An 11353-nucleotide genomic window follows, 5' to 3' on the forward strand; every position below is an offset into this window, starting at 1 on the left:
AATCTTGACTTCAGTGGGGGCGTTTCGCTGTACCAATCTGCATCAGTCCTGGCACTTGCTCTAGCGCCTTCGCTCCCCCTTCCCCCACCCGCAGCACCACCGTCAGCCCGCCCTCGGGGTTGGCGCGCAGCTCCAGGGTGCCCTGGTGGGCGGTGGCCACGGCCTGGACGAGGGCGAGTCCGAGGCCGTGGCCGCGACCCCGCGTGGCGGCTCGGCCTGCTCCCCGCACGAACGGTTCGCACAGGGATTGCAGGTCGACCGCCGCGACGTGGGGTCCGGTGTTGCACACCGTCACCTCTGCCGTCCCCGCCGTCACCAGCACCTGGCCGCCGGGTTCGTTGTGGATGATGCCGTTACGCACCAGATTGGACACGGCCTGGCGCAGCAATACCACATCCCCCTGCACCACCCGGCGCCCTGACTTAGCAAACGTATCGACTCCACCCTCAGCCGCCGCGGCGTCGTCGCCCCCAGCCAGTTGCACCGTCACCTGGTGCTCGGCGGCCAGCGGCTCCAGGTCCGCACACACGTCGCCCGCCAGTTCGGCTAACTCCACCGGTTGGGTCTCCAACGTCCCAGCCTGGGCGGCCGCCAGGTCCAGCAACCCATCGATCGTTTCGGCCTCTGCCTGATTTACCTCCCGTACCCGCCGCAGCAGCGCCTTAGCGTCGCCCAGTGTCAGCTCTGGGTCGGCCAGCGCCACGTCGATCATGGTTTGGGTGGTGGCCACTGGGGTGCGCAGCTCGTGGGAAGCGTTGGCGGCGAAGCGTTGATGCACCGCGAACGATTCCTCCAGCGACCCCAACATGGAATCAAACGTGTCAGCAAGCTGCCGCACCTCGTCCCGCGGCCCACCCAGCGTCAAACGCTGCGACAGGTCACCGGCAGCCGCCCGCCGCGCGGCCGCACTCACCACTCCCAGCGGCCGCAACACCCGGCCCGCCACCAACCACCCTATTCCCGCCGAGACCACGGTCATCACCAGCAGCACGCCCGCCGCCACGGTGGTCAGTCGCCACAGGAAAGCCGACCACAGCTCGTTTGCCCACGCATCTATCTCGGGCGGCACCTCCTGCGGCCACACCTCGACGGCCTGCACCACCGTGTCAGATCCCAGTTCGCAAGGCAGGACCTCCAATAGTTCCAGCTCCTCCTGCCCCAGCACCGGATCGATCGCCTCTCCGCGGGCCACCACCCAAAGCACCAGTCCGATCATGGTTATCCCAAATAAGACGAACAGGATGCAGTACGACGCCGTCAGCTGCCACCGCAACGGCAGGCGCCGCCCGCGCGCCCCTAGCTCTCTGCGCCGCCGCCAAACCCGCCAAACCCACGCGCGCCGCCCCACTGACGGCCCCGCCGACGGTTTAGTTTCCCGCCCTTCCGACGGCCCCGCCTCCCGCTCCGCCGACGGCTCTGTCGGCTGCCCGGCGGGCCTCACGGTGCCTCCGGGGCGCCAAAACGGTAGCCAGCACCGGGCACGGTATGGATGACCCACGGGTCACCGAGCTTGCGACGCAGGTGCGAGATGGTGACCCGGATGGAGTTGGTAAACGGATCGGCGTTAGCGTCCCACGCCTTCTCCAGTAGCGTCTCGGCGGACAGCACGCCGCCGTCGGCCGCCATGAGCACGTGCAACACCGCGAATTCTTTCGGACTTAAGCGCACCACCAGCCCGTCGCGCGTCACCTCCCGCCGAAACGAGTCCAGGCGCACCCCCGCCTGCTCCAGCACCGGGGCGGTGGCCTGCCCGAGCCGGCGGCCGAGGGCCCGCACCCGCGCCACCAGTTCGGGGAACTCAAAGGGTTTGACGAGGTAGTCGTCGGCGCCCAGCTCAAAACCACCCACGCGCGCCCCCAGGGTGCGGGCCGCGGTCAGCATCAGCACGCGCACCGTCGGCTGGGTACGGGTCAGGTGCGCGCACACTTCGTCGCCGTGCACCTGCGGCAGGTCCCGGTCGAGCACGACGACGTCGTAGGCATTGACCGCTACCTCAGCGAGGGCGGTGGCCCCGTCGTAGGCCACGTCCACAGCGAAAGCCTCGCGCCGCAGCCCGGTGGCAATAGCGTCGGCCAAGTAGGTCTCGTCCTCGACCACTAACACCCGCATTCCTTCACTCCTTCTGCCGCGCTCAGGGTAGCGCCGGGCCAGGTTGCCGCAACGTAAACGTTTTTCTTCACCGGCTGGCAACACGGCAGCGCGTTTAGTGGACGTAGTGGCGGCCAAGAGGCAGCCAAGGCAACAGAAAGGCAAAGAGCTATGCGTATCCGACAGTTGGGGACGGTAGCAGCGGTACTGGGATGTGTGCTGGGGTTGGCGGCGTGCGGGCAGCAGGCCGACGCCGGGAGCGCGGCCACAGCTGGCGCCACTTCGTGGACAGATGAGACGGACCTGGCCCTCGTCCAGTGCCTACGAGACGAGGGCATCGCGATCTCCGACCCGCAACCGGGCGGGCTACCGGTCTTCGAATCAGACGAAAACTTGGACCCTGCCGCCTTCGAGGCGGCAGCGAAGAAGTGCGGGGAGAAACTGGGGCTGCCGCCGGATTCCTTCGCCCCGATCAGCGACCAGGAGTCCCTGGATCTGGCGGTGCAAATGGCCGAATGCCTGCGCACCAAGGGCCACGACGTGCCCGATCCGCTGGCGGGGCAGGATCTGCAGATAGCCGAAAGTGTCCCCCAGTCCGACTTGGAGGCCTGCTTCCAGCAGGTCGACTCCCAGCGGCCGGGCGGGGAGGAAACCAAGTGAGGCGCAAAGCTGGGCTGGTCGCTGGGGCGGCACTGGTAGCGGTGGCCCTCACCGGCGGCGGCATCTATCTTGCCGGGTGGCGGCCGGGTGGCGCCCCCGCCCCCGCGGCGACCGCGTCGCTACCGGGGAAGACCGACACGATCTCCCGGGGAGATTTGACGGGCACTGTCAGCGCCACCGGCACGTTGCGCTTCGCTGACTCGTACACGTTCAAGCTGCCGCTGGAAGGGGTGGTGGTCTCGCTGCCCACCCCCGGCACCACCTTGGAGGCCGGGCAGCGAATCGCCACCATCGGCGATAAGCAGGCGTATTTGTGGGCAGGCAGCCTCCCGGCCTGGCGGGAGTTCAACATCGACATGACCGACGGGGCCGACGTTGCTCAACTGGAGACAGCCCTGCGGGACATGGGGCATTTTTCTGGCGAACCGAATGAACGCTTTGACTGGGCCACCCATAATGCGGTCAAGAGCTGGCAGAAGTCGGTGGGGCTGCCACAAAACGGGGAGTTGCCGCTTGGCACCGTCGTTTTTTCGGACTCGGCGTTGCGGGTGGGTAGTCTGCGCAGCCGGGTCGGCGCTCTCCAGCAGGCTGGCGGCGAGCTGTTCGAAGCGTCGCGCGCCAACCAGGTGGTCAACGTGCAACTAAAACTGCAAGACCAGGCGGTGGCGCAGCTTAACAATCCCGTCACCATTCGCCTCCCCGGGGGCGAGACGGCCACCGGGAAGATCACGGAGGTTGGCACCCCGCTGGAGAAGAACACGGGAGCTGGCAACGCTGGGCAGGACGATGAGCGGAAAGAACGCATCATCCCGGTGACCGTCACCCCGGACGACGCGGCCGCCACCGCCAAATACCAGGAGATCACGGTCACCGTGGACCTGCCGAGCGAGTCCCGCCCTGACGTGTTGTCCGTCCCGGTGGGGGCACTCTTGGTGTACGACGCGCAGCGCTTCGGAGTCGAAATCGTGGAAGACGATGGCCGCACCCGCCGCGTCCCCGTCACCACCGGCCTGTTCGCGGCGGGCCGGGTGGAAATCAGCGGCCCCGACGTGCAGGCGGGGCAGCGCGTGGTGGTGCCGAGCCGATGAGCACCTTGTTGTCACTCCGCGACGTGCGCCGCACCTACGGCCAACCGCCAGTGGCGGCCTGCGCTGGCGTGAGCCTGGAAATTGCCCGCGGGGAACTGGTGGCGATAGTTGGACCGTCCGGTTCTGGCAAATCGACGCTGCTGAACCTGATTGGCACCCTCGACCGTCCCACCAGTGGCCAAGTACTGCTGCACGGCACCGACGTCGGGCAATTGTCGGATGCCGCACTGTCTGCCATCCGTGCCCACGAAATCGGCTTCGTCTTCCAGTCCTTCCACCTGGCGCAGGGCGTCAGCGCGCTCGATAACGTCGCCGACGGGTTGCTCTACCTGGGGGTCGGACGTGCCGAGCGGCGGCGACGCGCCCGCGCCGCCCTCACCCAGGTGGGGCTGGCCGAGCGGCTGACCCACCGCCCGCACCAGCTGTCGGGTGGGGAACAGCAGCGGGTGGCGATCGCCCGCGCCGTCGTCGGCTCCCCGGCACTCCTGTTGGCCGACGAACCAACCGGCAACCTGGATTCCCAGGCCGGGGCCACCGTCATGGAGGTGTTGCGGGGCCTGCACGAGACCGGCACCACCATTGTCATCATCACCCACGACACGGAACTGGCCGCTACTCTGCCGCGCCAGATCACGATCCGGGACGGCCGGGTCGTCCGCGACTCTGCCGCAGCGACGGAAGGAGAACGCGATGCGCACTGATATGTCTGCGCGCCGGGCCAAGCTGCGGCTGGTCGACCTGCTGCGGCTCGGTATCGCCGGGATCAAGGCCCGCCCCACGCGGGCCGTGCTGTCCGCCTTCGGTATCGCGATCGGCATTGCGGCCATGATCGCGGTGGTGGGGGTATCCGCCTCCAGCCGGGCACAACTGGATCGCGAGCTCACCAAGTTGGGGACCAACCTGCTGCGCATCTCGGCGGGCCAGGACCTTTTCGGCAAGCAGACCAAACTGCCGACCGACACCGTTGGCAAAGTGCAACTCGTTGACGGCGTGCAGTCAGCGTCGTCCATCGCGACCCTGCAGCAACCCGTCTACCGGTCGCCGCTCGTGGACCGCGCCGCCACCGGCGGTATCGCCCCGACAGTGGCCGAATTGTCGCTGCCGCAGGTGGTGGGGGCACGGGTGCGCAGCGGCACCTGGCTGAATGACGCCACGGCTACCTTCCCGGCTACCGTGCTCGGCGACAGGGCAGCCCGCCGCCTGGGAGTCGTCTCGCCCGGCACCCAAGTGTGGCTCGGCGGCAGCTATTTCACGGTCATCGGCATCCTGGAGCCCGCCAAACTGGCTCCAGAGCTGGATGCGGCGGCCCTCATCGGGGCGCCCATTGCTACCCATCTCTTCGGCTACGACGGTTCCCCCACCACCGTCTATGAACGGAGTGAGGAGGCACTCGTGGAACGAGTGCGTGGCGTCCTGGCCCGCACCGTCGCGCCCGATAATCCGCAAAACGTACAAGTCTCACGGCCGTCAGACGTGCTGGCCGCGAAAGCCGCCGCCGATCAGGCCTTCACCGCGCTGCTGGTGGGCGTGGGATCTATCGCCCTGTTTGTGGGCGGTATCGGGGTGGCCAACACGATGATCATCTCGGTGCTGGAACGCCGCCGAGAGATCGGGCTGCGGCGCTCCCTGGGGGCGCGCTGGCAGCACATTCTGTCCCAGTTCTTGGCCGAGGCGCTCACGCTGGCCGGGCTGGGCGGCCTGACCGGTTGCGTGCTGGGGGTCGGGGTGACCGCGGTGGTTGCCAACGCACACGGGTGGCCGTTCGCCCTGCCCGCCTACATTGTGGCGGCCGGTTTCGGGGCGACGGTCGTGATTGGGGCGCTGGCCGGGCTGTATCCCGCCGTGCGCGCGGCCCGCATTCCGCCCACCGCGGCCCTCATGCTGCAATAGTTCCGGCGAGCCCGGGCGCCTGGGCGCAGGCGCCCGGGGGCGGCGCGGGCCGGGGCGGCGCGGGCCGGGGGCGGAGGCGCCCTAGATGTCTACCCACGCGCCTCATCCGGTGTATATGGCGCCTGTGCCCTGCCCATGGCAAGTTAGGGCGGCTCATCGAGTGGAACCGCTGCGGTAACCTGCCTACCAACTCGACACCACTGTCTCCATCGCGACCGGAATCAGGATCTGTGGTGCTGTCAAGGCGGAGAAAGACTTTCCGCTCTACCACGACCCACAGTTCATCGCTGACGAGGACACCTGCTATTCCGCCACCGTGAAGCATTTTGGGGAACCAGATAGCACCGAGGGCACGGAGGATGGCGTGGCGTACTGGCAGACCGGTTCGGGGCGCAGCCCTGATCTGGGCGGGGACCGCCTGCGGCAGGCGTTGGAGCAGTGGCGGCAGTGCATGGCCCCACTCGGGATTGCCTACTTAACCACTCCGCTGGAGTTTCCCACTCCCGCGCTGGCAAACCAGTGGCAGTTGAATAGCGATATTCCGCTGCTGGAACTTGGCGATTCCCCGTCGGCTGACGAGGTGCGGATCGCGGTCCACGACGCCACCTGCCAGGAGTCCTCCGGCTGGGCGCAGGCCTACTACGAGGAATCGTGGCGCGTCGACGAGGAGTTCGTGCGGGAGAACTACGCCGAGCTGGAGGCGTTGCAGGCCGAGTACGCGGATTTGGGCCGCCGCTACGAGGCCGCCATCGCGGCGCGGTGACGGGGGCGGGCCGTCGCTAGGTTGCGACACGGCGCGGCGCTAACGTGTTGGCTCTCACCTCTAGGCTGTGGGCCATGCAGAGACAGCTCATCTTCCAAGACAGCAAATCGGACAAGTTTTGGCACGTGCAGACCGATGGCACGCAGGTCACTGTGTGTTACGGCCGTCGTGGCACCGCGGGCACCACGAAAACCAAGGAGTACGCCAGCGAGGAAGCTGCCGTCGCCGAGGCGGAGAAGCTGGTGGCCCAGAAGATGAAGAAGGGCTACGTCGACGACCCGCACCCCACCCCGCACCGCCTCACCCCCGTCACGCCGACCCCGCCAAGCACCGGTAAAAAATCGGCCAAAAAATCGGCAGCTGAGCCCGCTCCGCCTGGCGACGAGCCCGCGGCACAGGCCCCGGCGGCGGAGCCCGAGCCCGCCCCGGCTCCACTGGAGGTCTCCGACGCTGCCGCCGAGGACCTGGGGCTGCTGCTGTCGCCGTTTGAGCAGCTGTACGACAGCAACGCCGAGGTCACCCTCGACGTGGAAGATGACCCGTTCGACCCGCAGGCGGAAGCTGAGCGCGCGGCCCGCATACTGGAGGTGGTGACGTACTCCGACGGTTACAGCAAGCAGGAGCGCTGGCAGTTCCTTCAGCCACTGTTCACGAAGTTCCCGAGCCAGGGGCGTCGGGATTGGTGGCGGGCGTATTTCAAGGAGCACGAGGTGAAGACCCGCTCGTGGCGGACTTCCGATTCTGGTATTCCCACGTGGGCGCACGAGCTGTTGCGCATCAAATGGGACAAGGACGTGTGGAAGATCTTGGCCAGCGAACAGCGAAGGTTGACGACTTACCTGTGGATGCGGGCCCTGTTGCCGTCCCTGCCCGCTGAACAGGTGGAGTCCGCCCGCGCGCACCTGCCGAGCGAGGTCCCGAGTCTCCACCAACCCAACCGGTGGGGCGGGGCGTCGGTCGATGGGCGGAAGCTGTTTGAGGCCTGGGCATTGGGGGCAGTCGATCCGGACACAGTGCGGGCGCGCCTGGCGGAGGTAGAAAGCGGCTACTTCACCGACGACTGGGACAACCGGGCGCTCATTGCCTTGCTCGCGCCGACGCCAACGGAGCGAGTGGCGTGGGCGCGCCGCACCCGGGCACGCATCGTCGAGTGGGACGGCGTCGTGCCGTGGCTGGTGGGCACCGGCCGGGAGGGCTTTGGCCTGCTCCTGCACTGGATCGAGGGGCAAAGCCGAGACATCGCCCAAGCGCTGCTCGCCAAGGCCGCCGACACCGCGCACGGCCCCGGGGCGGCGAGCCTCTTCCTGGACGCGATGTCGACCAAGGCCGGGCCGGTAGCCGAGCAGTGGATTCGCACGCACCTGCCCCAGTGTTTGGCCGCCCGGCTGACTCCCAGCCAGGCCGACGCCCTGATTCCGTTCCTGCGCAAGCTGCCGGTCGAGCAGCTCCGGTCCTTGCAGGACAGCACTGCGGGAACGACGCGCACGGCGATCGAACGGGTGCTGCACGAGGCGACGCTGCCGTTCCTGCCCGCGGAGACGGAGTGGTGGCAGCAGGCCGCCACCGAGCTGCCTACCCCGCCGAAGAAGACGCAGTTCACCCCCACGGGCCTGCCTCCGTTGCTGGTTGACGGCAGTCAGCGTCTCACCGAGGCCCAGACGGCTGCCCTGTTGCTGGCGCTGCGCAGCGCCACCGAGCACCCGTTGGTGACCGCGGTGCGACAGCACACCAGCCGCGCCAACCGCGATGAGTTTGCGCTCGCGCTTTTCCGGGCCTGGATCGCCGCCGGGGCCCCGGCGAAGGAGTCGTGGGCGATGGAGAACGCGGGCTGGCTGGGCGATAGCGCCTTCGTCCAACACTTGACGCCGCTGATCCGGCAGTGGCCGGGCGAGAGTCAACATCAGCGGGCCGTCAAGGGCTTGACGGCGTTGCGCAACGTCGCCACCGACGAGGCCTTGCAGCAGATCTCCGGTATCGCGGCCAAGGTCAAGTTCGCTGGGTTGAAGCGGCGAGCCGGGGAGGCGATGGATGAGATCGCGGCGCAGCGGGGCCTGACCCGCGACGAGCTGGAGGACCGGGTGCTGGCCGACGGCGGCCTGGACGCGCGCGGGCAACGCACGTTTGACTACGGGGCCCGCCAGTTCTTGGCCTACGTCACCTCGGCGGGCAAGCTCGCCGCTCGCTTGCTGGACGGCGACGGCCGCCCCACCGGCAAGGTGCTCACCAACTTGCCTGCCGCCAACAAGAGCGACGACGCTGAGGCCGCCAAGGCCGCGAAGGCCGAGTTCACGGCGGTGAAGAAGACGGTCGCCACTCTCGCCAAGGTGCAGTTGGAGCGGTTCGAGCGGGCTATGATCACTGGCCGCAGTTGGAACGCCACCGACTTCACGACCCTGATCGCTCCGCACCCGGTGCTGCGGGGCTTGTTGGCGGGGATCGTGTGGGCGTTGTGGAGCCCAGACGGTGCCTTGGCCGCCACCGCCCGCATTGAGGACGGCGAGCTGCTTGACGCGACCGACGAACCGGTGGATGCCACGGGCTTGACCATCACCGTCGCCCATCCGCTCGACCTGTCGCCCGCGGATCGTGCCGCATGGGCCCAGTCCCTGGCCGACTACGAGCTAACCACCCCGTTTAAGCAGTTGGACCGGCCGGTGCTGACGTTGTCGCCCGCGCAGGGGGATCAGACCCTGCTGGTGGATATCCCGAAGCAGAAGATTGCACCCGGCAAGCTGTTCGGCACGTTCACGAAGAACGGCTGGCAACGCGGTGCCGTCTTGGATGCTGGGGGCTACACCGTTTTCGGGCTGCCGGTGCCTGCGGCGGGTATCACGGCGATCGCCACGTTCGATCCGGGCCTGTGGATCGGCAACCCGCTGGAGATGGAGGACCAGCAGCTCGACGAGGTCTACCTCGTTGAGGGGGCTATTGATCCGGCGGAGCTGGATTACGGCTGGCGGCACGACCGCGTCGACTTCAAGCTGGTTCCCTGGAGTCAGGCCCCGGCCAAGATCGTGAGCGAGGTGCTGAGCACCTTGGAGCAGATGATCGCCTGACGTTGGGGGAGGGGCAGTCTGCGGGCTGTCCCTCCCCCGCGCCCCTGTTTCTTGTCTCAGCGCCTCAGCGCGAGCCCTTGCCGGGCCGCGGGTTTCCTGCGGCCGTGACCGAACTGGAGTTGTCGTGCCCCTCACCCCCACCGATCTGGATCTGCGGCTGCATGTTTTCGAGCAGCTCTACGACGCCGACTGCGGCCTGCAGTTGGGGCTGGACGACACTCCGTTCGACCCCGAGACCGAGCAGCAGCGGGCAGCGCAGGTGGCGCAGCGGCGGCGGACGCCACTGGGTTGGGATACGGAACGGCTGTGGCATTTTACGACCGCGCCATTCGACGGTTTTCCGCGCCAGGACCGGCAGGCCTGGTGGCGGGACTATCTCGGGTTTACTAAGCCTTCCCGGCGGGGGGCGCTCTTCCGGGATAACTCTCACATTCCCCCGTGGATGCTGACCTTGCTGGTCGTGAACTGGCACGCCGCGCCCCGGGATTTGGTGCGGCAGTTGCGTCACTTCGGTACCGAGGGTTTGTTTTTACGGGCTTTGCTGCACCAGTGGAGTGCCGCTGAGCTGGCCGCCGCCCCCGCTTGGTTCCCGGCTGCGTATCCGACTCCGGCCGAGGACTTTAACGGGGAGTCCTGCTTCAGCGTCCTGGACACCTGCCTGCGTTCTGTGTGCGGCGCGTTGCCGCCGGGTTCCACCCGGCAGTTGTTTCGGGGCGTGCCGCGCAAGCTGCTGGATCGCGACCGAGACACGGAGGGCATTTTCAACCGCGCTCTGTTGGGGCTGGGCTTGCCGACCCCCGCCGATCGGGTCCATTTCGCCAAGGTGACCGGCAGCTCGGTTACTTACGCGACCGGGATTGTGCCGTGGCTGGCAGGGACGGGAGTGGCGGGCCTGGAGTTGCTGGCCAAGTGGCTGACTAAGGGCTCGGCGGATAACTGCCGGGAGATGCTGCGGGAAGTGGCGCGGGTGGCGCACGGCCCAGGCATCGCCGGGTTCTTCCTCGACGCCCTAGATTCACGGGCGGCCACCGTCGCGGCCGAGTGGTTGCAGGCCCACCCGCAGGCCCTGCTGCACGCCGAACTCTCCCAAACCCAAGCAGACAAAGCCCTACAGTTCCTGCGCGGCGTCGAGCTACCAGACCTCGACCCCGACGCCCCGGGGGCCGGGCTCGTCAAGCGCCTGCGGGCCGAGGCGGCGGCCCCCGTGCTGGCTGACCCGCCGAGGTGGTGGCCGACGACTCCGCCGAGCCCGGCCGTCGTCCCGTTCGCGCTGGCGGACCTGCCACCGTTGCCGGTGGAGGGGGGCCAGCTGGCTGCCGCCCAAGTGGCGCAGCTGCTTGGCGCACTGTACGAGGAGCCGACCGGGCCGCTGGTGGCGAGCGTCCGTCAGCACGTCGACGCCGAAGCGCGTGACGTGTTCGCGACCGGAGTGTTGGCGGCCTGGGTGAACGTGGGGGCGCCCTATAAGACGCGCTGGCTGCTGGAGGCTTTGGCCGAGATCGCGGGCGCGCGGTTCGTGGAGCAGTTGACGCCCCTGGTGTCGCTGTGGCCGAAGCGTTCCCGCCACCCACTGGCGTTCGCGGGAGTGGCGGCCTTGGAGCGGATCGGCTCGCGGGAGGCGGCGTACGCGTTGGTGCAGTTGGCCTGCAGCGGTCGGGGCACGAAGCTGGAGAACACGGCCCGCGACGCGATTGCGGGTTTGGCGGCCGCCCGCGGGCAAACCCCCACACAAATCCACGACTGGGCCCTAACCACCACCCCCCTCACCCCCCAAGGACACACCCACCTAACCAACGGCACCCACACCT

9 protein-coding genes are annotated in these 11353 nt (G+C 68.1%); 7 read left to right on the top strand and 2 right to left on the bottom strand.

Translation table 11 applies throughout. From position 1 onward, the window contains the following. Positions 1–10: 10 nt before the first annotated feature. Both BSZ40_RS10680 and BSZ40_RS10685 read right to left on the bottom strand, forming a co-directional pair. Complete coding sequence (locus BSZ40_RS10680; RefSeq protein WP_245794028.1) at positions 11–1441, bottom strand: sensor histidine kinase; 1431 nt, start codon at positions 1439–1441, stop codon at positions 11–13. Then, positions 1438–2109, bottom strand: a complete 672-nt coding sequence (locus BSZ40_RS10685; protein ID WP_073826251.1) for a response regulator transcription factor — start codon at positions 2107–2109, stop codon at positions 1438–1440. Before BSZ40_RS10685 ends, BSZ40_RS10680 begins: the two co-directional genes overlap by 4 nt. 150 nt (positions 2110–2259) lie before the next feature. Here BSZ40_RS10685 and BSZ40_RS12320 point away from each other — a divergent pair, with 150 nt between their 5' ends. From BSZ40_RS12320 to BSZ40_RS10720, 7 genes are all read left to right on the top strand, one after another. Beyond that, the gene (locus BSZ40_RS12320) at positions 2260–2748 is read left to right on the top strand and encodes a hypothetical protein (protein ID WP_245794030.1); all 489 of its coding nucleotides are present in this window, start codon (positions 2260–2262) and stop codon (positions 2746–2748) included. Beyond that, on the top strand, positions 2745–3836 hold the full coding sequence (locus tag BSZ40_RS10695) for an efflux RND transporter periplasmic adaptor subunit (RefSeq protein WP_073826254.1): 1092 nt from the start codon (positions 2745–2747) through the stop codon (positions 3834–3836). The genes BSZ40_RS12320 and BSZ40_RS10695 overlap by 4 nt, the downstream gene beginning before the upstream one ends. Continuing rightward, complete coding sequence (locus BSZ40_RS10700; protein WP_073826256.1) at positions 3833–4537, top strand: ABC transporter ATP-binding protein; 705 nt, start codon at positions 3833–3835, stop codon at positions 4535–4537. Before BSZ40_RS10695 ends, BSZ40_RS10700 begins: the two co-directional genes overlap by 4 nt. Further along, positions 4527–5726, top strand: coding sequence for an ABC transporter permease (locus tag BSZ40_RS10705; RefSeq protein WP_073826259.1), 1200 nt, complete (start codon positions 4527–4529; stop codon positions 5724–5726). Before BSZ40_RS10700 ends, BSZ40_RS10705 begins: the two co-directional genes overlap by 11 nt. A gap of 316 nt (positions 5727–6042) precedes the next feature. Next, positions 6043–6489: a hypothetical protein gene (locus tag BSZ40_RS10710; RefSeq protein WP_143180962.1), complete on the top strand. Its 447-nt coding sequence runs from the start codon at positions 6043–6045 to the stop codon at positions 6487–6489. A 74-nt stretch (positions 6490–6563) separates the two neighbouring features. Next, positions 6564–9545, top strand: coding sequence for a DUF4132 domain-containing protein (locus BSZ40_RS10715; protein ID WP_073826264.1), 2982 nt, complete (start codon positions 6564–6566; stop codon positions 9543–9545). A 124-nt stretch (positions 9546–9669) separates the two neighbouring features. After that, positions 9670–11353: hypothetical protein (locus tag BSZ40_RS10720; protein WP_143180963.1), on the top strand; the 1684-nt coding region annotated here is incomplete at its 3' end.

This window comes from Buchananella hordeovulneris, from assembly GCF_001907235.1.
Lineage (GTDB): Bacteria > Actinomycetota > Actinomycetes > Actinomycetales > Actinomycetaceae > Buchananella > Buchananella hordeovulneris.